At 68.6% G+C, this 22,760-nt stretch carries 10 protein-coding genes and 1 pseudogene; 6 read left to right on the forward strand and 5 right to left on the reverse strand.

What is annotated here, in order from left to right:
• The first annotated feature begins 6 nt into the window (after positions 1 to 6).
• The 6 genes and pseudogenes from glgX (at position 7) to glgB (ending at position 16,172) form a co-directional block, all read left to right on the forward strand.
• Positions 7 to 2,139: a glycogen debranching protein GlgX gene (gene glgX / locus AL346_RS23220; RefSeq protein ID WP_019401931.1), complete on the forward strand. Its 2,133-nt coding sequence runs from the start codon at positions 7 to 9 to the stop codon at positions 2,137 to 2,139.
• Positions 2,105 to 3,919: a malto-oligosyltrehalose trehalohydrolase gene (treZ, locus tag AL346_RS23225; protein ID WP_019401932.1), complete on the forward strand. Its 1,815-nt coding sequence runs from the start codon at positions 2,105 to 2,107 to the stop codon at positions 3,917 to 3,919. The genes glgX and treZ overlap by 35 nt, the downstream gene beginning before the upstream one ends.
• Entirely contained in the window at positions 3,916 to 8,685 is a 4,770-nt protein-coding gene (treY, locus tag AL346_RS23230; protein ID WP_053194246.1) for a malto-oligosyltrehalose synthase, read from the forward strand. Before treZ ends, treY begins: the two co-directional genes overlap by 4 nt.
• Positions 8,648 to 10,657: pseudogene (locus tag AL346_RS23235) on the forward strand (alpha-1,4-glucan--maltose-1-phosphate maltosyltransferase); the annotation flags it as partial. The gene treY and the pseudogene AL346_RS23235, both read left to right, overlap by 38 nt.
• Positions 10,654 to 13,932 carry a maltose alpha-D-glucosyltransferase gene (gene treS / locus AL346_RS23240; RefSeq protein WP_019404863.1) on the forward strand — a complete coding sequence of 1,093 codons (3,279 nt, stop codon included), beginning with the start codon at positions 10,654 to 10,656 and terminating at the stop codon, positions 13,930 to 13,932. The pseudogene AL346_RS23235 and the gene treS, both read left to right, overlap by 4 nt.
• Positions 13,929 to 16,172, forward strand: coding sequence for a 1,4-alpha-glucan branching protein GlgB (gene glgB / locus AL346_RS23245; protein WP_019404864.1), 2,244 nt, complete (start codon positions 13,929 to 13,931; stop codon positions 16,170 to 16,172). Before treS ends, glgB begins: the two co-directional genes overlap by 4 nt.
• A gap of 66 nt (positions 16,173 to 16,238) precedes the next feature.
• On the opposite strand, the gene AL346_RS23250 is transcribed toward glgB, so the two are convergent.
• The 5 genes from AL346_RS23250 to AL346_RS23270 form a co-directional block, all read right to left on the reverse strand.
• Positions 16,239 to 17,852, reverse strand: a complete 1,614-nt coding sequence (locus AL346_RS23250) for an alpha-amylase family glycosyl hydrolase (protein ID WP_019404865.1) — start codon at positions 17,850 to 17,852, stop codon at positions 16,239 to 16,241.
• 70 nt (positions 17,853 to 17,922) lie between these two features.
• Positions 17,923 to 19,560 (reverse strand): alpha-amylase family glycosyl hydrolase, encoded by a 1,638-nt coding sequence (locus AL346_RS23255; RefSeq protein WP_019404866.1) that lies wholly within the window; start codon positions 19,558 to 19,560, stop codon positions 17,923 to 17,925.
• Positions 19,561 to 19,742: 182 nt separating this feature from the next.
• Entirely contained in the window at positions 19,743 to 20,222 is a 480-nt protein-coding gene (locus AL346_RS23260) for a hypothetical protein (protein ID WP_019404867.1), read from the reverse strand.
• 199 nt (positions 20,223 to 20,421) lie between these two features.
• Positions 20,422 to 22,323, reverse strand: a complete 1,902-nt coding sequence (locus tag AL346_RS23265) for a bifunctional sugar phosphate isomerase/epimerase/4-hydroxyphenylpyruvate dioxygenase family protein (protein ID WP_019404868.1) — start codon at positions 22,321 to 22,323, stop codon at positions 20,422 to 20,424.
• Positions 22,320 to 22,760, reverse strand: coding sequence for a type II 3-dehydroquinate dehydratase (locus AL346_RS23270; protein WP_019404869.1), 441 nt, complete (start codon positions 22,758 to 22,760; stop codon positions 22,320 to 22,322). Before AL346_RS23270 ends, AL346_RS23265 begins: the two co-directional genes overlap by 4 nt.

Consider the following 22,760-nt stretch of genomic DNA (forward strand, 5'->3'; position numbering starts at 1 on the left):
TGGATAATGTTCGCCATCGACGACGGCTCCCCCTTTCCGCTGGGCGCCACCTGGGATGGGAAGGGCGTCAACTTCGCCCTTTTTTCCGCCCACGCCAGCAAGGTCGAGCTGTGCCTCTTCGAGGCGACGGGCCTGCGCGAGATTCATCGCATCCCCCTGCCCTGCCTCACCGAGCAGGTCTGGCACGGCTATCTCGAGGGGGTCTATCCGGGCCAGCTCTACGGCTATCGCGTCCATGGGCCCTACGAACCGCACAACGGCCATCGCTTCAACCCGAACAAGCTGCTGATCGACCCCTATGCGCGCCAGCTGTCCGGCCGCGTGCGCTGGCACGACGCGCTCTTCGGCTATCGCTTCGGTTCCGCCCGTGCCGACCTCACCTTCGACCGGCGCGACAGTGCCCGCCTGATGCCGAAGGCCGTGGTTGGAAACCCCGCCCACCACTGGGGGGCGGATGCGCCGCCGGGCACCCGGTGGAAGGACACGGTGATCTACGAGGCCCACGTCAAGGGGCTCACCCAGCTGCGCACGGAGCTTCCCCAGCCGCTGCGCGGCACCTATGAGGCGCTGGGGCATCCATTGATTCTCGAGCATCTCGTCCGCCTGGGCATCACCACGGTCGAGCTGATGCCGATCCAGGCCTTCGTCGACGATCGTTTCGTCACGGAAAAGGGCCTGCGCAACTACTGGGGCTATTCCACCCTCGCCTATTTCGCGCCCGAGCCGCGCTATCACGGCAGCGCCGGCACCGACGGCCTGCGCGCGGCGATCCATGCCCTCCACGATGCGGGTATCGAGGTCATCCTCGACGTCGTCTACAACCATACGGCCGAAGGCAACGAGCTCGGGCCGACCCTGTCGCTGCGCGGCATCGACAACGCCGTCTACTACAAGCTGTCACCGCACGACCGGCGACACTGCTGGGACGCCACCGGTACCGGCAACAGCCTCAACCTCAGCCACCCGCGCGTCCTGCAGCTCGTCATGGATTCGCTGCGGCACTGGGTCAATTCGTACCATGTCGACGGCTTCCGCTTCGATCTCGCCGCGACCCTCCTGCGCGATCCCTACGACGTTTCCGACCATGCCGGCTTCCTGCAGGCCATCCGGCAGGATCCGACGCTGAGCAAGGTCAAGCTCATCGCGGAACCATGGGACGTCGGCCACGAGGGCTACCGCCTCGGCGGCTTTCCGCCCGGGTTCAGCGAATGGAACGACCGTTTCCGCGATACCGTCCGCAGCTTCTGGCGGGGCGACCCCGGCAAGCTCCCGGCGCTCGGCGATGCGCTGGCCGGCTCGGCCCTGTGCTTTCGGCCGTCCGGACGACACCCCTGGGCGTCCATCAACTACGTCTGCTCGCACGACGGCTTCACCCTGCAGGACCTTGTCAGCTACGACCGGCGGCACAATGGGGCCAACGGCGAGAACAATCAGGACGGGCACAGCCACAACCTGTCCTGGAACTGCGGCGTCGAGGGCCCCAGCGACGATCCGGACATCATCGCCCTGCGCGCGCGCCAGAAGCGCAACATGATTGCGACGGTGCTGCTCTCGCAGGGCACGCCCATGCTGCTCATGGGCGACGAGCTGTCGCGCACGCAGAACGGCAACAACAATGCCTATGCCCAGGACAACGAGACGAGCTGGCTCGCCTGGGATGACGACGGCGGCGACCGGGCCATGATCGACTTCATGCGCCGCACGATCGCGCTGCGAAAGCGCTTCGAAGCCTTCCGGCGGCGCAATTTCTACTCGGGCCGCGCCACGAACGGGCTCAAGGACGTCTACTGGCTGGCCCCGGAAGGCCGGGAGATGACGGAGAGCGACTGGGACGAGGATCTTCGCCGCACGCTCGGCGTGCAGTTCGGCAACGATGCGCCGGACGCGGTCCGCTTCCTCCTGCTGCTCAACGCCGCGCCGGAGGAGGTTTCCTTCAGCCTGCCGGAGGAGTTCGGGGACGGGCGCTGGATCCCGGTCCTCGACAGCGCCACGCCGGACGGGAGCCCGGCCGCCGACGCAGCCCCCCTGACGCCCGCGGATCCACTCGTGCTCGGCGCCCGCTCGCTGCTGCTGTTTCAACACGCGCCCGCGGAGGAGGACGAGGATGCGCCGCCGGCACCCGATGCCCTTCGGCACTGAGCTCTCCGACGAGGGCACGACCTTCTCGCTCTGGGCGCCGACGGCCCGCTCCGTCGCGCTCGATCTCCAGGGTCGGCGCGTCGACCTGCCGGAGGCGGGCGACGGCTGGCGCCGCCTGCTCGTGCCGGAGGCGCGGGCCGGCACCCGCTACCGCTATTTCATCGATGGCACGCTGGTCGTGCCCGATCCGGCCTCGCGCCGCCAGCCGGACGGCGTTCACGGCTCCAGCCTCGTCGTCGACCCGCAGGCCTTCGACTGGCGCGATGGCGGCTGGCGCGGGCGGCCGTGGGAAGAGGCTGTCCTCTACGAGGCGCACGTCGGCACGGCGACGCCCGACGGGACCTTCGCGGCGCTCGCCGGCCAGCTGCCGGACCTTGCCGGCCTCGGCATCACCGCCGTCGAGCTGATGCCGGTCGCGCAATGTCCGGGCCTGCGCAACTGGGGCTATGACGGCGTCCTGCCGTTTGCGCCGCATCATGCCTATGGCACGCCGGACGACCTGAAGCGCCTCGTCGAAACTGCGCACAGCCTCGGGCTCATGGTGCTGCTCGACGTCGTCTACAACCACTTCGGTCCTTCGGGGAACTATCTCCACGCCTATGCCGCGCCGTTCTTCACGGACCGCCATGCGACGCCCTGGGGCCAGGCCATCGACTTCGAGGGCGGCAACGCGCCGGTGCGCGATTTCTTCATCCACAACGCGCTCTACTGGCTTGAGGAGTTCCATCTCGACGGCCTGCGGCTCGATGCCGTCCATGCCATCGCCGACGACAGCGACCCGCACATTCTCGACGACATCGCCAGGGCGGTGCGGGAGAGCTTCCCGGACCGGCACGTGCATCTGGTGCTCGAGAACGATGCCAACGAAGCCCGTTATCTCGAGCGCTCGGGGGGAGTGGCGCGGCGCTACACGGCCCAATGGGACGACGACCTGCACCATGCCTGGCATGTCGTGCTCACCGGCGAAAGCTCGGGCTACTACGCGGATTATGGCGACGCCCCGCTTCGGGCCCTCGGCCGGGCCCTGGTCGAGGGCTTCGTCTACCAGGGCGAACCCTCGCGCTTCCGCAAGGGCGCGCCACGCGGCGAGCCGTCGCGCCATCTGCCGCCGGTTGCCTTCGTGGCCTTCCTGCAGAACCACGACCAGATCGGCAACCGTGCCTTCGGCGAGCGGCTGACGACACTCGTGCCGGAGCAGCGCCTCGCCGCCGCACGGGCCGCGCTGCTGCTGTCACCCCAGGTGCCGATGCTGTTCATGGGCGAGGAATGGGCCAGCACGAGCCCCTTCCTCTATTTCGTCGACTATGCGGAGGAGCCGGATATCGCCCGGGCGGTGCGCGAGGGGCGGCGGCGTGAATTCGCGGAAGGCGCCGGCTTCTCCGATCCGGCGCGCGCCGAGACCATCCCCGATCCGAATGCGCAAGACACGTTCGTCCGCTCCCGCATCGACTGGAACGAGCGGGAGCACCCGCCGCATGCGCCCATCCTCGGGCAGGTGCGGCGCCTTCTCGCCTTGCGCGAGGCGCACGTGCTGCCCCTGCTGCGTTCCGGCTTTCGCGACGCCCGCTGGGATCTACCGACGCCCTATTGCCTGGACGTCTCCTGGCATTTCGAGGCCGGCACCTTGCGCTTCATCCTCAATGTGGGCGACGCGCCGCTGACGCTCTCGGGCGTTGACCAATCCACCGCGATCTCCATGAGCGAACCTGCCCGGCTGGAAGGAGACGAGTGCATCCTGCCGGCCTGGTGCGCGGCTTTTTTCGCCAGCCCCCGGCCATGACGGCGCGTCGTGTCGCCGGGCTCGACGCCCGCCTCGCCAAGGTGGCCGATGCGGTCGGCATCGCGCCGCGCCATGTCGACGGGTTCGGGCGCCTGCGCCGCCCCTCCATCGCGACGCGCCGGGCGATCCTCGCCGCATTCGGCCTTGATGCCGACAGCCTGGAGGTCATGGAGGCGCAGAAGCGGCTATCCCTGCCGCCCTATTTCGTCGCTCGCGCCAAGGAGCCGAGCCACCTGCCCTGGCAGGGTCCGTCCCAGCCGGGCAGGCGCAGGGTGCGGATCACCGACGAGGGCGGCGCCGCGATCGACAGGACCGTCGACGTCGTCGTGACGGAGGCGGGCGCGGCGCTGGCCCTGCCGCCGCTGGGCGCCGGCTATTATCGCCTGCAACTTGCCGACGCGCCTGAAGATGCCGCTACCTGGCTCCTCGTTGCGCCCCCACGGTGCTGGCAGCCGGAGGCCCTGGAGCGGGGCGAGCGGCTCTGGGGCATCACGGCCCAGGTCTACGGCCTGCGCTCGCCCCCCGGGGAGGACATAGGAGACCTGAGCGACATCGGCGATGTCGCTGCCCGGGCAGCGGATCTCGGCGCTGCTTTCGTTGGCCTCAGCCCGCTGCATGCGCTCTTTCCGTCGGACCGGAGCAAGATCTCGCCCTATTCGCCATCGTCGCGCCTGTTCCTCGATCCGCTCTACATCGACCCGGCGGCGGTCGACGGCCGGACGCCGCCAGCGCCTGGCGCCGGGCCCTCCGCTGACAGCCTTCTGGTGGACTACGAAGCCGCCTGGCGGCATCGCTCCGCCGTGCTGGAGAGCCTGTGGCGAGAGCGCCGCGGCGGGGACGATCCCGCCTTCGCGCAATTCGTCGAGAAGCGCGGGCAGCCGCTGACGCTGCATGCGATCTTCGAGGCGCTGTCGGAGCATTTCCGCGACCAGGGATGCCGCTGGAGCGGCGACTGGCCGGCGCCGTTCCGCGACTGCCACGCACGGGAGGTCCGTGATTTTGCCGCGGCGCAGGCCGAGCGTGTGCGTTTCCACGCCTGGCTTCAGTATGAGGCGGACAGGCAGCTCGCCGCGGCGGCGGAGCGGGCGCGGGCCATGCCCGTCGGCCTTTATCGCGACCTTGCGGTGGGGCCGGACGGGGCCGGCTCCGAGGTCTGGGCCCAGCCCGCCGCCTTCGCGCAGGGCCTCACGACCGGCGCCCCGCCCGACCTGCTCGGCCCTCAGGGGCAGAACTGGGGCTTGCCGCCGCCGAACCCCTTGACGATGGCCATGGACGGCTTTGCCGCCTTTCGCGCCCTCGTCGCCGCCAACCTGCGCCATGCCGGCGCCATCCGCATCGACCATGCCTTCCAGCTGCAGCGCCTGTTCGTCATCCCGGCCGGCGCAACGGCTGCCGACGGCGCCTATGTCACCTATCCCTTCGATGCGCTGCTCGCGGTGCTGCGCATCGAGAGCCATCGGGCCCGCTGCCTCGTCATCGCCGAGGACCTCGGCACGGCGCCCGAAGGTTTTTCCGACGCCATCATCGCCTCCGGCCTGTTGAGCTATCGGCTCCTGCCCTTCGAGCGCACGGGGGACGGCGGCTTCCGCTCGCCCCGGAACTATCCCTCCTCGGCGCTCGCGGCGATGAGCACGCACGATCTGCCGACCTTCCGCGGCTGGTGGGCGGCCGCCGATGTCGATGCGCGCGAAAGGCTCGGCATCTTCAGCCGCCGCCGCGCCCAGGACGAGCGGCGCAGGCGGGCGCGCGACCGCGCCGCCCTCGCCGCCGCGCTCGCCGAGGAAGGGCTCGCACCCCCGGAGCCATCGCAGGCCCCGCCGCTCGAGGCGGCGACGCGCTTTCTGGCGCGTACGGCGAGCGCCCTCGTCGCCGTACAGCTCGAGGACATGGCGGGCGAGATGGACCAGGCCAACCTTCCCGGCACGGTCGACGAATATCCGAACTGGCGGCGGCGCCTGTCGATGACGAACGAAGCGCTGTTTGCCGCAGGCGGGACGCTCGCGCGCACGGCAGCGGCGATCGCGGAGGAAGGGCGGTCTCCCGCCGCCGTGCCGCGCCGTTCCGCCGTTCCGCGCGCGACATACCGCCTGCAGTTCAACCGGGACTTCACCTTCGACGGTGCCGGCGCGATCGTGCCCTACCTGTCGGAACTGGGCATCAGCCACGCCTATGCCTCGCCGATCCACCAGGCCCGGGCCGGCTCCACCCACGGCTACGACATCGTCGACCACGCGGCGGTCAGCGCGGAGCTCGGCGGCGAGGAAGGCCTGCGACGGCTCGGCGGGGCGCTCGCCAAGCACGGCCTCGGCCTCATCCTCGACATCGTGCCGAACCACATGGGCATCGGCGGCGCCGACAACCGCGACTGGCTGTCGGTGCTCGAATGGGGGCCCCGGTCGCCGGCGGCCCAGGCCTTCGACATCGACTGGCGCCGGCCCGGGGCAGACGGCAAGCTCGTCGTCGCCTCCCTCGGTTCGCCTTACGGGGAAGCCCTCGACAAGGGCGAGCTGAAGCTCGCCTTCGAGGCGGCCGAGGGGTGTTTCAGCGTCTGGTACTGGGAGCATCGTTTCCCGCTCTCGCCGCCGACCTATCCGATGATCCTCGACCCGGTCCTCGGCGGGCACCCTGCCCTCGCGGCGGCCGTCGACACGCTCCGGAGCCTCGCGGCCACGGACGGGACCCACGCGCTGGAGCTGGCGCAGGAGGTCAAGGCCGACATCGCCGCCATCGCCCGGGACGCGAAAGTGGCAGCGGCCATCGCCGCCCGGGTCGAGGCCGTGAATGGCGAGCCCGCGTGCCTGCACCGGCTGCTCGAGGCGCAGCACTTCCGGCTGGTGCATTGGCGCGTCGGCGCCGATGCCATCAACTACCGCCGGTTCTTCGACATCGGTGACCTTGCGGGATTGCGCGTCGAGGAGCCGGCGGTCTTCGAGCGCACCCACGCCCTGATCGCCCGTCTCGTACGGGACGGCGTCGTTGCGGGCCTGCGGATCGACCACATCGACGGCCTCGCCGATCCCGCCGGCTATCTGGCGGCCCTTCGCCGGAAGGTCGGACCGGAGGTCTATATCGTCGCCGAGAAGATCCTCGAGCCCGGCGAGGAGCTGCGCCGCTGGCCCATCGCCGGCACCACCGGCTACGACGTGCTCGGCCTGCTGGACGGCGTCTTCGTGGACAGCGCACGTGAACGGTCGATGGACGGGATCTACCGCCGTGCCGCCGGCATCGCGGGAGATGTCGAGGAGGACCTGCGCACGGTCAAGGCGATGATCCTCGACACGCTCTTCGCCGGAGAACGCGACGCGCTCGCCGCGCGGCTGAAGGACGTTGCCGATGCCGACCGGCACACGCGGGACTTCTCGCTCAACACGCTGCGGCGGGCCTTGACGGAGATCGTCGCCGCGCTGCCGGTCTATCGCACCTATCTCGACGGGCAGGCGGTGTCGCCGGAGGATCGGCGCATCATCGCCGCCACCGTCGCGGCCGCCAAGGGCAGGACGCGGCTGCCCGACGGTTCGGCCCACGACTTCATCGCCGCGCGCCTGCTTGCCGGTGGCGCGGAAACCGAGGCGGATCTGCGCACGCGCTTTCAGCAGCTCACCGGCCCCGTGATGGCCAAGAGCCTGGAAGACACCCTGTTCTATCGCTGGGTGCGGCTCGTCCCGCTCAACGAGGTCGGTAGCGATCCCGGCCGCTTCGGCGTTCCGCGCCAGGCCTTCCACGGCGCCATGGCCACGCGGGCGGCCGACTGGCCGCATGCGCTCACCGCCACGGCGACGCATGATACCAAGCGCGGCGAGGACACCCGCCTGCGCATCGCCGCCCTGTCGGAAATGCCGGCACAATGGTCGCGCGCCTGGCAGCGCTGGCGGCGCGTCGTGCGGCCGCTGCTGACGGAGATCGACGACCGGCCGGCGCCGGATGCGAACGATCAATATCTCCTGCTGCAGACGATCCTCGGCGCCTGGCCCATCGCCATGCTGGACGACGCCGGTGCGGCGGATTGCACGGACTTTCTCGCCCGCCTCCAGGCCTATGCGGAGAAGGCGCTGCGCGAGGCCAAGCGCCATTCGAGCTGGCTCAACGTCAACACCGGCTACGAGGCGGCGGCGAAACAGCTTCTCGCGGGGCTCATCGTGCCGGGCTCGCCCTTCCTCGACGCGTTCGCCCCCCTCGCCCGGCGCCTCGCCCGGCTCGGAGCGGCGGCAAGCCTCTCGCGGACGGTGCTGAAGTGCACCGTGCCGGGCGTCCCGGACATCTACCAGGGCTGCGAATTCTGGGATCTGTCGCTGGTGGATCCCGACAACCGCCGTGCCGTCGACTATGCGGCGCGTCGGGCGGCGCTCGACGTCGCCGCGCGCGCCGGTCCCGCCGACCTGCTGCGCGACTGGCGCAGCGGCGCCGTCAAGCAGGCGCTGCTCGCCCGCCTTCTGCAGCTGCGGGCCGCCCATCCGGCACTCTTCGCCCAGGGGGACTATCGCCCCCTCGCCGTCAGCGGCGCGCGTGAAAGGCACGGGCTCGCCTTCATGCGTGGCGCGGAAGGGGCGCGGCTCGTCGTGGTGGTCGGCCGCCTTTTCGCGGCTCTCCTCGACGAGGATGAAGGCCTGCTGCCGCCTGCGGAGATCTGGCACGACACCGCCGTGGACCTGCCGCCCGGCACCTGGACGGACGTGCTGACGGGGCGCCGGGCGCAGCGCGGAGCCTTGCGGGAACTCTTCGCTCGTTTGCCGGTTGCAGTGCTCCTGGAGACGCGAGATGGCGGATGAGACCCCGTTCCCCTGGCCGCCGGCGGCCGACCGTATCGCCATCGAGCACGTATGGCCGGAGGTCGACTGCGGCGCCACGCCGGTCAAGCGCATCATCGGCGACACGGTCGAGGTCTTTGCCGACATCTTCTGTGACGGCCATGACGTCATCGCTGCCGCCCTGCTCTATCGCAAGGCGGACGAGGAGGGCTGGCGCCATGCACCGATGCGCCCGCGCGACAACGACCGCTGGAGCGGCTCCTTCACCGTCACCGAGACAGGCCGCTACGTCTTCACCATCGAGGCCTGGCGCGATCCCTTCGCGAGCTGGCTCAAGGAGGTCAAGGTCAAGCAGGCCGCGGGGCGCGACCTGACGCTGGAGACCATCGAGGGCGTCGAAATCGCAAGGGCGGCCGTCGGTCTTGCGCAAGGGCCCGAGGCGGTGGACCTGTCGCAGCTGCTGACGGCGGTGCAGGCCGCCCACGCCGACCAGCATCTTGCCATGCTGCTCGATCCCGCCAATGCCGAGCTCATCGGCCGCTGGGGTGAGCGGCTCGACCTTACGCGCTTTGCCGGCGAGCGGACGGTCGTCGTCGAAAGGCCGAAGGCGCGCTTCTCAGCCTGGTACGAGCTCTTTCCGCGTTCCGCCGCCAACGACGGCCAGCGCCACGGCACCTTCGACGACGTCATCGCCCGCCTGCCCTATGTGCGCGACCTCGGCTTCGACGTCCTCTACTTCCCGCCGATCCATCCCATCGGCACCACCAACCGTAAGGGCCGCAACAACAGCCTCACGGCTGCGCCGGACGATGTCGGCAGCGTCTATGCCATCGGCTCGCCCGAGGGCGGGCACGATGCCGTGCATCCGCAACTGGGCACGATCGCGGATTTCCGGCGCCTCGTCGCTGCCGCGCGCGACCACGGCCTCGAGATCGCGCTCGACTTCGCCATCCAGTGCTCGCCCGACCATCCGTGGATCAAGCAACATCCCGAATGGTTCGACTGGCGGCCGGACGGTTCGCTCAAACATGCCGAGAACCCGCCCAAGAAGTACGAGGACATCGTCAACGTCGACTTCTACGGCCACGGCCAGATCTCCCTCTGGCAGGCGCTGCGCGACGTGGTGCTGTTCTGGGTCGAGCAGGGCGTCACCATCTTCCGCGTCGACAATCCGCACACCAAGCCGCTGCCCTTCTGGCGATGGTTCATCGCCGAGGTGAACGGCCGGCATCCGGACGTGATCTTCCTCTCCGAGGCCTTCACCCGGCCGAAGATGATGCGGGCGCTGGCCAAGGTCGGCTTTCAGCAGTCCTACACCTACTTCACCTGGCGCAACACCAAGGCCGAGCTCACGACCTATATGCGCGAGCTGACGAGCGGCGACATGGCCGAATGCTACCGGCCGAACTTCTTCGTCAACACGCCCGACATCAATCCCTACTACCTGCAGAGCAGCGGGCGCCCGGGCTTCGTCGTCCGGGCGACGCTCGCCGCCACTCTGTCGAGCAGCTGGGGCCTCTATTCCGGCTTCGAGCTGTGCGAGGCGGCGCCGCTGCCCGGGCGTGAGGAATATCTCGATTCCGAGAAATACGAGCTCAGGGCGCGCGACTGGGATGCGCCGGGCAACATCCGCGACCACATCCGCAAGCTCAACCTCGCCCGGCGCGACAACCGCGCGCTGCAGGATTTTCGCAACATCCTCGTCCTCAACGCCTGGAACGACCAGGTGCTGGCCTACGCCCGCATCACTCCCGCCCGGGACAACGCGGTCATGGTGCTGGCCAACCTCGATCCGCACAACCGGCAGGAATGCGACTACGAGGTGCCGCTGTGGGAGTTCGGCCTGCCGGACGACGCCGCAATCGACGCGGAGGACCTCATCTTCGGCGGCCGCTTCACGCTGCACGGCAAGGTGCACCGCATCGCGCTCGATCCGGCCCACAACCCGGTCGTCGTCTGGCGCCTCGTGCCACCCGCGGAGGCACGGCCATGATCGACCGCAGCGATCCGTACTGGTACCGCGACGCCATCATCTACCAGCTGCACATCAAGTCGTTCTTCGACGCCAACAACGACGGCATCGGCGACTTCGAAGGGGCCATCCAGAAGCTGGACTACATCAAGGATCTCGGCGTCACCGCCATCTGGCTGCTGCCGTTCTATCCCTCCCCGCTGCGCGACGACGGCTACGACATCGCCGACTATCGCGGCATCAACCCGGCCTATGGCACCATGCGCGACTTCCGCCGCTTCGTGCGCGAGGCGCACGAGCGCGAGCTCAGGGTCATCACCGAACTCGTCATCAACCACACCTCGGACCAGCATCCGTGGTTCCAGCGGGCGCGGCGGGCGCGGCCCGGCTCGGCCTGGCGCGATTTCTATGTCTGGTCCGACACCGACCGGAAATATCGCGACGCCCGCATCATCTTTCTCGACACGGAGCCGTCGAACTGGTCGTGGGATCCGGTCGCGAAGGCCTATTACTGGCACCGCTTCTTCAGCCACCAGCCGGATCTCAACTTCGACAATCCCCGGGTGGTCGAGGCGGTCATCGACATCATGCGCTTCTGGCTGCGCACGGGTGTCGACGGCCTCAGGCTCGACGCCATTCCCTATCTCATCGAGCGCGAGGGAACGAACTGCGAGAACCTGCCGGAGACCCACGCCGTCCTCAAGCGCATCCGCGCCGCGCTCGATGCCGAATTCCCCGGCCGCATGCTGCTCGCCGAGGCGAACCAGTGGCCGGAGGACACCGCCCCCTATTTCGGTGAGGGCGACGAATGCCACATGGCCTTTCACTTCCCGCTCATGCCGCGCATGTACATGGGCGTGGCGCAGGAGGATCGTCATCCCATCACCGACATCGTGCGCCAGACGCCCGAGATCCCCGAGGGCGCCCAATGGGCCATCTTCCTGCGCAATCACGACGAGCTGACGCTCGAGATGGTCACCGACCAGGAGCGTGACTATCTCTGGTCGTTCTACGCCTCCGACAGGCAGGCACGCATCAATCTCGGCATCCGGCGCCGGCTCGCGCCCCTTCTCGGCAACGACCGGCGCAAGATCGAGCTCCTGAACAGCCTCCTGCTGTCGATGCCGGGCACGCCGGTCATCTACTATGGCGACGAGATCGGCATGGGTGACAACATCTATCTCGGCGACCGCGACGGGGTGCGCACGCCGATGCAATGGTCACCCGACCGCAACGGCGGCTTCAGCCGCGCCGATCCGGCGAGGCTGTTCCTTCCGCCGATCCAGGACCCGATCTACGGCTTCACCGCCGTCAATGTGGAGGCCCAGTACCGCAGCCTCCCGAGCCTGCTGCACTGGCTCAGGACCCTTCTGTCGGTGCGCCGCACCTCCCAGGCCTTCGGGCGCGGTTCGCTGCGCTTCCTGTTCCCGGCCAATCGCCGCGTGCTCGCCTATCTGCGCGAGCTCGACGACGAGCGCATCTTGTGCGTCGCCAATCTCTCGCGCGCACCGCAGGCGGTGGAGCTGGAGTTGTCGGAATTCGTCGGCTACGCGCCCTGCGAGATGACGACCGGCGAGCAGTTTCCACCCTTCGGCGAGCTGCCCTATCTCCTGACGCTGCCGGCGCACAGCTTCTTCTGGTTCAAGATCGTGACCGTGCCGGCGGAGGAGGCGCGCTTCGGGCCGCGGCCGATGCACGAATTGTTCACGCTCGTCATGCGCGGCGCGGCGGCCTCCCTCTTCGACGGGCGCGAGTGCAGCGCCTTCGAGACCAACATCGCGCCGCCCTTCCTCGCGGGCCAGCGCTGGTTCGCGTCGGTCGGCGGGCGGCCGCACGTCTCCCTCGACGACATGGCCATCCTGCAGGACGGCACGGGGCGCGAGGCCTTCCCGCTCGCCCTCCTGTCGACGAGTGGGCGCGGTCAGCCGCCCAAACGCTATTTCGCACCGCTCTCGATCGAGGATCACGAGGCGGAGCCGCTCATGCCCTATGCGCTCGCGCGCGTGCGGCGGGGCGCCCGCGTCGGACTGCTCGTCGACGCGACGGCCACGGCGGAATTCCCGGCCGCCATGCTCGCCGCCATCGAACGGGGCGAACGGATCCCGGCCAGAAAGGGGGAAATGCGCTTCACGCCCATGCCGCAGCTGGCGGAGTTCCTCGCGCGCCTTCCCCCTGAGGACCAGCTCACGCCCCGGCGCCTCGGGCTCGAGCAATCGAACACGTCCATCGCGCTCGACGACAAGCTGGTCATGAAGTTCTATCGGCAGCTGCAGCCGGGCATTCATCCCGAGCTCGAAGTGGGGCGCTTTCTGACCGAGGTCGGCTACCGCAATACGCCCGGGCTCCTCGGCACGCTGGAATATGTCGAACAGGACGGCACACCGACGGCGCTCGCCGTCCTGCAGCTCTTCGTCGCCAACCAGGGCGATGCCTGGTCCTGGTCGCTGGAAGCCCTGAAGCGGGACCTCGAGCATGTCGCCCTCAACAAGCCGCTGAACGGCCATCCCGAAGCGATCGCGGCCGGGATCTCGGCCCGCGACCTGCGGGGCTACCTCGACCTGCTCGGGCGCCGCACCGCCGAACTGCACCTTGCCCTCGCCACGCCGACGGAGGATCCCGCCTTCCGCACCGCGCCGCTGGCGGCCGAAGACGTTGCGGCCGTCGCCGACGACGCGCTCGCGCTGGCAGGACGGGCTTTCAGCGCCCTGCAGGAACTCCGTTCGCAGGCCCCCGAACGGGCGCGGGAAGCGATCGCGGACCTGCTCGCCCGCCGCGGCCAGGCGGAAGCACTGCTGCAGCGCAGCGCCCGCATCCGGCCGGCCGGGCTGTGCATGCGCGTGCACGGTGATTTCCATCTCGGCCAGGTGCTCATCTCGGAGAACGACGTCGTGATCGTCGACTTCGAGGGCGAGCCCGCGCGGCCGGCCGACGAGCGGCGTGCCAAGACCTCGCCCCTGCGCGACGTGGCCGGCATGCTGCGGTCGTTCGCCTATCTCGCGGACACGGCCGCCGAGGAGGTCCGCCAGCGTTTCCCCGATGCGGATCGGCGCATCGCGGACGTGGCGGAGCACAAGCGCCGGCTGACGCAGGACGTGTTCCTCGAGGCCTATGCCGCTGCGGCGGCCGGCCATCCCCTGTGGATCGCCGAGGAGGAACGGCGCCTCGGGCTGCTGCGCCTCTTCCTTCTCGCCAAGGCCTTCTACGAGATCTGCTACGAGGCGGCGCACCGTCCGGCGTGGATCGGCACGCCGGTGCGCGGCGTCCTCGACCTGTTGCGCCAAGGAGTGGGGACATGAGACCCACAGAGAACAAGCCGGGGGCAACGCAGAAAGTCGTCCCGACGACCCTCTCGCAGGCCGAGATCACGGCACTTGTCGGTGCCGATCACGGCGACCCGTTCGCGGTGCTCGGGCCGCACCGGGTCTCGGTCGGCACATGGGAGGTGCGCGCGATGCTGCCGGAAGCCGACGCAGCCCGGCTTCTCGGCGCCGACGGCGAGACGGTGCTCGCGCCGATGGTCCGCGTCCATACGGCCGGGCTTTTCGTCGCGCGCCTTGGCCAGGCCGACAGGCCCGACTACCGCCTGCAGGTGGAGCGGGCGGCCGGGACCGAGGTGCGGCACGACCCCTATGCGTTCTTCGCGGCGATCACGGACGACGAGATCGCGGCTCTCAAGACGGGCGACACGGCGGCGTATCCCGATATTCTCGGGGCGAGGCCGACGCGGCTCGGCGAGATCGACGGCTTCCGCTTCGCCGTCTGGGCGCCGAATGCCCGGCGTGTCAGCGTCATCGCCGATTTCAACGACTGGGACGGCCGCTGCCACCCCATGCGGCTGCGGCACGACGTGGGCGTGTGGGAACTGTTCGTTCCCGGCCTGTCGCCCGGCATGCGCTACAAGTACGAGATCAGGGACGCGCACGGCAATCTTCACTTCAAGGCCGACCCGCTCGCCCTGGCCGCGGAAGCGCCGCCGGCGACCGCCTCGGTGCTGCACGGGCCCCTGCGCCGGCCCGCCGGTGACGACGCGTGGCTCGATGAGCGCGGGCAGGCGGGCGATCCGCGCCGCCGGCCCATGGCGATCTACGAATGCCATCTCGGCTCCTGGGCGCGCGTGCCCGAGGAGGGCAACCGCTATCTCACCTATCGCGAGTTGTCCGAGCGCCTCCTGCCCTACGTGCGCGATCTCGGCTTCACCCATATCGAGCTGCTGCCGATCACCGAATATCCCTTCGACGGCTCGTGGGGCTACCAGCCCGTGTCGCTGTTCGCGCCCACGCGCCGCTTCGGCACGCCGGAAGACTTCGCCGATTTCGTCGCCGCGGCGCACGCGAATGGCATAGGCCTCATCCTCGATTGGGTGCCGGGCCATTTCCCCAACGATCCGCACGGTCTCGCCGATTTCGACGGCACCGAGCTCTACGAACATGCCGATCCGCGCCAGGGCTTCCACCTCGACTGGGGCACCTACATCTACAACTACGGTCGCGACGAAGTCCGGACATTCCTCACGGCAAGCGCCCGTTTCTGGCTGGAGCGCTACCATCTCGATGGGCTGCGCGTCGATGCCGTGGCCTCCATGCTCTATCTCGACTACAGCCGGCAGACGGGCGAATGGGTGCCCAACCGCTACGGCGGCAACGAGAACCTCGAAGCCATCGCCTTCCTGCGCCAGATGAACCACGCCGCCTACACGGCGGCGCCGGGCATCGTCACCATCGCCGAGGAATCGACCGCCTGGCCCGGCGTATCGCGACCGCCCGACCACGGCGGCCTCGGCTTCGGGTTCAAATGGAACATGGGCTGGATGCACGACACGCTGCGCTACATGCAGTACGACCCCGTGCACCGCCGCTTCCACCATCACGACCTGACCTTCGGGATGCTCTACGCCTTTTCGGAAAACTACATCCTGCCGCTCAGTCACGACGAGGTCGTGCACGGCAAGGGCTCGCTCCTCGGCCGCATGCCGGGCGACCGCTGGCAGCGCTTCGCCAACCTGCGGGCCTACTACGGCTTCATGTGGGGGCATCCGGGCAAGAAGCTGCTGTTCATGGGCGGCGAGTTCGCGCAGGAGCGCGAGTGGGATCACGACACCAGCCTCGACTGGCACTTGACCAGGGATCCCTTCCACGCCGGCGTGCAGCGCCTCGTGCGCGATCTCAATGGCGCGCATCGCACCGTGCCGGCGCTGCACGAGCGCGACTGCGAGCCGGAGGGGTTCGAGTGGATCGTCTCGGACGATGCCGCCAACAGCGTCCTCGCCTTCCTGCGCCAGGGGAGCGACGCCGAGGACATCGTGATCGTCGTCTGCAACCTCACGCCGGTGCCGCGGGAGGGCTATGCCGTCGGCGTGCCGCGGCCGGGGATCTACCGCGAGATCATCAACACCGATGCCAGCGCCTACGGCGGCTCGGGCATGGGCAACCTCGGCGCCGTGGAGGCCCGGGAAGGTGCGGCGCAGAGCCGGCCCTACCACCTGTCGCTGACACTGCCGCCGCTCGCGACGCTTTTCCTTCGCCGGATCCGGCCGTGATGGCAGCGGCCATGCGACGCGGCGCGGCTCGCGGCTCGTGAACGCCGCGGCTCGCACAAGGCGGTGTCACTGCCCCTGCTCGGCGACGGCCAGCACGATCCCTTCGCCGGGGCGCAGATGAAAGCCCGCTACGATCGCCTCGCACCGGTCGAGGTGGGTCGAGACCAGGATGGTGCCGGAGATCTCCTGCCGGACCTCTCTCTCTTCGCCCGCCAGGTTGAGAGCGACGAACAGCTGCCGTGCCTTATGGCAGCGCCTGAACATCAGGACCTCGTCCTGGCAGCGCATGGGTTCGTAGGACCCCTCGAGCAGGGCCGGATCGCTCTGGCGCAGCGCAATGAGACGGCGGTAGAGAGACAGCAGGGAGTGCTCGTCGTCCCGCTGCTTCGCCACGTTGTGCTCCTCGAGCCCGTCCCCGACGGGCAGCCAGGGGATGCCCTGCGTGAAGCCGGCGCCCGGCTCGGCGTTCCAGCGCATGGGGCTGCGCGACTTGTCGCGGTTGAGGCCATAGCCGGGGACCCGCTTCTCGAAGGGGTCGCGGGGTTCCCGCCCCGACATGTCCAGGTTCGGCGTGCCGATTTCATCGCCGGCGAAGAGGATCGGCGTCCCCGGCAGCGTGAAGAGGAGCATGGCGGCGAGCCGGACGCGGTCTTCGCCGACCAGCGACGCGATCCGCGGCTTGTCGTGGCTGCCCAGGATCCACACGGGCCAGGCGCCCTCGGGGACGGCGTTGAGATATTGGTCGATGCCGCCACTGAGCGAGGCGGCGTCCCACTGCGTGTCCAGCAGCAGAAAGTTGAGCGGCAGGTGAAACCGCGGTCGCTCACCCGCATAGAACTGGCCGATGCGGCCCGTGCCGCCCTGCACCTCGCCGAGAACGACCCGATCGGGGAATTCGTCCACCACCGCCCGCATCTCTTCGAGATACCGCATCGTCTCCGGCCGCGCGTCCGTGAACACGCGCCTGAACTTCTCCGGCGGCGGCATCTTGTCGTCGAATTCGGGATTAGGCGGATCGTCGCGAAGGAGAGGATCCTCGGCCAGCACCGCGCTGGCGTCGATGCGGAAACCGTCGACCCCTCGCTTCAGCCAGAACCGCAAAACGTCGGCAAACGCCGCCCGCACCTGCGGATTGTGCCAGTTGAGATCCGGCTGCTCCCGCAGGAAGGCGTGATAGTAATATTGTCCCGTCTGTGGATCCCATTCCCAGGCGCTGCCGCCGAAGCGGCTCAGCCAGTTGTTCGGAGGTCCTCCGTCCGGTCGGGGATCGCTCCATACATACCAGTCCCGTTTCGGGTTGTGGCGGGACGAGCGGCTCTCGCGAAACCAGGCATGGCGATCGGACGTGTGGTTGGGCACCACATCGAGGATCAGCCTGATGTCGCGGCGATGCAACGCCTCGAGCAGCTGGTCGAACTGGTCGAGGGAGCCGAAGACCGGGTCGATGTCGGTGTAATCCGAGATGTCGTAGCCGAAATCGAGCATCGGCGAGCGGTAGACCGGCGACAGCCAGACGGCGTGGACGCCGAGCCAGGCGAGATAATCGACGCGGGTGGCAAGGCCGGCGAGATCCCCGATCCCGTCACCGTCGCTGTCCTGAAACGAGAGCGGATAGATCTGGTAGATCGCATGCCGCTTCCACCATTCCGGTTGCTCGACCGCGCGGATAGCGGAGGACATGATGCGTGCCGCCCTTGGAGCCCCATGCTCATGCTGACGAACGCCGGTGGCCGCACGAAGTTCCGCCGGCTCAGAAGGATGCAGCCGGCATGGCGCTTTCGGGCTCGAGTTCGATCACGAGGCCGTCGTCGCCGGCAAGGTCGATAGACCCTCGGACGGCCTCACCGTCCCGATCGGCGAAGCAGGACAAGATCACCGTCCCGCGCAGCGGCTCGCGGAAACCAAGCGATACGGGATCCCGCCCGAGATTGAGCGCCACGAGGAGCCGTTCCCCGCCGCTCCGCCGGGCAAAAAGGAGCAGATCGTCCCTCGCGTGAACCGGATGATAGCTGCCGGTCGTCAGCGCCGGATGCCGCCGGCGCAGGGCGATGAGCCTCCGGTGGAGGTTGAGGATCGACCCGGCGTCCTCGCGCATGTGCGCGACATTGCGGCTTGCGTGGTCCGCCGCCAGCGGCAGCCAGGGCTCCACCTCGGAAAAGCCGGCGAAGCGCCCTCCGTCCCACTGCATCGGCGTGCGCGCGCCGTCGCGGCCGAGACCCTTGCCGGGCATGTTCCGTTCCACCGGATCGTGGACGCGCTCCGGCGGGATTGGAACCTGCGGCATGCCGAGCTCGTCGCCGTAATAGATGGTCGGGGTTCCCCTCAGGGTCAGGAGCAGCATGGCCGCTATGCGCGCCTGGTCCTCGCCGACCCGGCCTGCGACGCGCGGGCGATCATGGTTGCCGAGCACCCAGTTGGGCCAGCCGCCGCGCGGCAGCAGCGCTTCATAGTCCTCGATCAGGCGCGCGATCGTCGGAGCATGCCAATTGACGAGAAGGAGCGAGAAATTGAACGGCAGATGGACGCCGCGCAGATCGCGGCCGTAGTAGGCGACCAGCTTTTCGAGCGGGAGGTAGATTTCGCCGATCAGCAGCCGGTCCTCGAATTCCTCCACCACCGAGCGCATTTCCTCGATGACCTGGTGCACCTCGGGCAGGTCGGTCGTATAGAGCGGCACCAGCCGATGCGGCTCGGGGTCCCCTTCCCGGTGATCCGGGTTGAGCGGGTTGTCCCTGAAGCGGTCGTCCTTCATCAGGTGCCAGATGACGTCGACACGAAAGCCGTCGACGCCACGCTGCATCCAGAAGCGCATCACCTCGTAGATCGCCGCCCGGACCTGCGGATTGCGCCAGTTGAGGTCGGGCTGTGCGGCGAGAAATGCATGGTAATAATACTGGCCGGTCGGCTCGTCATACGCCCAGGCACTGCCGCCGAACTCGGAGAGCCAGTTGTTGGGCGGCCCGCCCCGCGCCGCCGGATCACGCCAGATATACCAGTCACGCTTGTCGCTGCGACGTGACGAACGGCTTTCCCGAAACCAGGGATGCCGGTCGGAGGTGTGGTTGGGCACCAGGTCGAGCAGCACCTTCAGGCCCCGTGCATGCGCCTCCGCGAGCAGAAGGTCGAAATCGCCGAGGTCGCCGAACAGCGGGTGAATGGCCGCATAATCCGAGATGTCGTAGCCGAAATCGGCCATGGGCGAAGGGAAGATCGGCGACAGCCAGATGGCGTCGACCCCGAGCTCCACGAGATGATCGAGCCGGCTGATGATGCCGGGAATATCGCCGATGCCGTCCTCGTTCGTGTCCTGGAACGAACGCGGGTAGATCTGGTAGATGACGGCCGCCTGCCACCACGCGCCGCCTGCCGCTGGCTCGCCGATGCTCATTCGCTTGGCCTTTGCTCCGCCCGCTCTTCGGCGATGAGATCGTCGAACCCTCGGCAAGCTCCATCGCCTCCAGTTTCTGCCGGGAGTGCGGCCGGTCGTGGGGATGGGCGTCGGCCTGCACCCGCACCAACTTCGGCCGGCCCGTTCGGTTCCGGCTCCTGGAGCCCCCGCCCGCAACGCTCCTATGTGGAAGCCGTCTGGCCGGATTGCGCAAAGGTGACGACCGGATCACCGTCGGGATCCGCGGAGACCTCCACCACAAAGCTCTGGTCAGGAAAACATGTGCCCAGTGCCTGTCTCCACGTCGCCGCGAGCAATTCGGCGACGGCCATGTATGATTCTTCGGGCGCGTCCGTGGAGTTTGAAAACAGATCATGGATGTGAACGTGATTGAGAATTCTTTCGACGTCCGGCAGGCGCTTCAGCTTGGCCATCCATTCGAAGAAGGAGGCTTCCTTGAACTTCATCTCCAGGAAAACGCCGCCGTTGAACTCGACAAAGCGGGGGAACAGGAGCCGGCCCACGGCGACGACTTCGTCGGGATGAACATTGTGGGCGATCCATGAAAGCCAGGCGCATTCGAGCGGCGGCATCCATTCCCTGCCCCACGCCGCATAGGCTGCAGGCTCGGACCAGTTCGGCAGCGGATCCTTCGTGATCATGCGACGTCATCCGCCTTTCTGGGCTTGCGTTCCTCCGGCAGAGCGGCCTTTCGGCCCCGCCAAGTTTGTTATGGCGGAGGGCGGGCCGCAAGATCGCGCAGGTTTGCAGGCGAGGAGGACGCTTGCGCCTGCGCGAGGTTCGCCCCCGGCCGCCGCGCACTTTACGTCGTCTGACGCAGGATGCGCCGCTTGCGGCGCTTCAGCTTCTGGGCAGCCCCGTCGGCCGGAGCTGGCGCTTCTGCGCCGCGATGCGGAATGGTGCGTTGGCGGCGCCGTAGCCACGATAGCCGCCGCGGCGCTCGACGATCTCGAAGAAGAAGCCCTCGCTGTAGTTGGTGCTGTAGACCTGGAAATATTCTCCACCGTCGTCGCGGTCGTAGAGAATGTTGTGGGTGCGCAGCTGGTCGAGCAGCTCCGGCTGGATGCCGAAGCGGGCCGCGAGATCGTCGTAGTAGTTGGGCGAGATCTCCAGCGTGCGGAAGCCGCGTCCCGCCATCGCCGCCGCGGTCGCGAAAATGTCGTTCGTGCGGAAGGCGAGGTGTTGCACGGATGAGCCGAAGCTCTCGGCGATGAAGTGACCGGCGAGGGTCTTGTGGTTCTCGGCGCCGTTGAGCGTGAGCCGGACGGCCCCGTCGGCGCTCTCCACCACCTGGCTGCGCACGAGGCCGCCCGGATCGACCACGTCCACCATCGGCGATTTCTCCATGCGGAAGATCGCCGTGTAGAAGAGGATCCAGGTCAGCATCTCCTCGTAGTTCATCGTCTGGGCGACGTGATCGATCCCGACGAGTCCCGCCGCCTGCCCCGCCTGTGCAGCCTGCGGCAGCGGCTCGAACTCGATGTCCCAGACGTGGGTGGTGCGGCCGTCGATGAAGTAGATGACGCCGCCGCCGACACCCCGGATGGCCGGGATCGCCAGTTCGCCGGGCCCGTGCTTCTGCTCGAAGGGCTCCGCGCCGAGCGCACGGGCGCGGGCCACCGTGGCCTCGGCGTCCCCCACCTTGATGCCGAAGGCATAGGCGTTGGTGCCGTGCACCAGGTAGGACGAGTGGGCAAAGCCCTCGTGCTCGGTGTTGATGACGATGTTGATGCCATCGGCGGCCGTGCCCTGCCGCCACAGCACGACCTCCTTGTTGCGGTGCCTGGCGTGCGGGGCAAAACCCATCGTCATGAGCAGGGAACCGAGGGCGCCCGCTTCCTCTTCGTTCGCCGCGAATTCGACGAAGGCGACGCCTTCCACCTGCACCGGCTTCGGCATCGCCGGCACGTCGATCGCGATGGCCGGCTCGGACCGGCGCACTTGGTCCATGAGGTTGACGAGCGAGCGCCGGCCGTCGACCGCGATCGACCGGGGCGAGCCGCCGCGGAACTGGTCGTTGAAGATCTCCAGCGAGAGCGGCCCGACATAGCCCGTCGCCGCTACCGCGCGCATGAAATCGACGACCGGGAGGTCGCCCTGGCCGGGCATGTTGCGGTAGTGCCGGCTCCAGGAGAGCAGGTCCATCGTCATCTTCGGCGCGTCGGCGAGCTGCACGATGAAGATGCGGTCGCCGGGAATGGCGCGGATGGTGTCGGCGTCGATCCCGCGGGCGAGCGTGTGGAAGGAATCGAGGATGAGGCCGATCGCCGGGTGGTCCACGCGGCGCACGATCTCCCACGCGTCGCGGTGGTCGCTGATGTGGCGCCCCCAGGCGAGCGCCTCGTAGCCGACGCGCAGGCCGCGCTTGCCCGCCCGCTCGCCGAGCTCGCGGAAATCGGCGGCGGCCCGGTCGATGCCGCCAAGCGCGGCCGGCGAGACATTGGAGCAGACGAGCATCAGATCCGTGCCGAGCTCCTGCATCAGGTCGAACTTGCGCTCGGCCCGGTCGAAGGCGCGGCTGCGCTGCGGCTCGGGCAGGCCCTCGAAGTCGCGGAAGGGCTGAAAGAGCGTGATCTCGAGCCCGTGGTCGCGCACCATGCGGCCGACCTCCGCCGGGGTGCCGTCGAAGGCGAGAAAGTCCTGCTCGAAGATCTCGACCCCGTCGAACCCGGCCGCGGCGATCGCCGCCAGCTTCTCGCGCAGGTCGCCGCTGATCGAGACCGTGGCGATGGATGTCTTCATGGCGATCCTCCATCGATCATCTCGATCAGGGCACGGATGCCGTGGACGTAGCCGCGCGGGCCGAGCCCGGCGATGACGGCCGTGGCGGCCCTGGACACCAGCGAGTGGTGATAGATCTCCTCGCGCCGATGGATGTTCGAGATGTGGATTTCGACGATCGGCCCGGGGAACATCTTCAGGGCGTCGAGCAGCGGAATGGAGCGGAAGCTCAGCCCCGCCGGATTGATGAGGATGCCCGCGCCCTCGTCGATCGCCTCGTGCACCCAGTCGACGAGCTGGTACTCGGCATTCGTCTGGTGGAAGCGCACGGGCGTGTCGCCGGCCGCCTGCCGGCACATCGCCTCGACCTCGGCCAGTGTCGTCGTGCCGTAGACGTGCGGCTCGCGCGTGCCGAGCCGGTTGAGGTTGGGCCCGTTGAGAACGAAGATCGGCTTCAT

Origin of the sequence: Chelatococcus sp. CO-6 (genome assembly GCF_001271345.1) — a bacterium.
Taxonomy (GTDB): domain Bacteria; phylum Pseudomonadota; class Alphaproteobacteria; order Rhizobiales; family Beijerinckiaceae; genus Chelatococcus_A; species Chelatococcus_A caeni.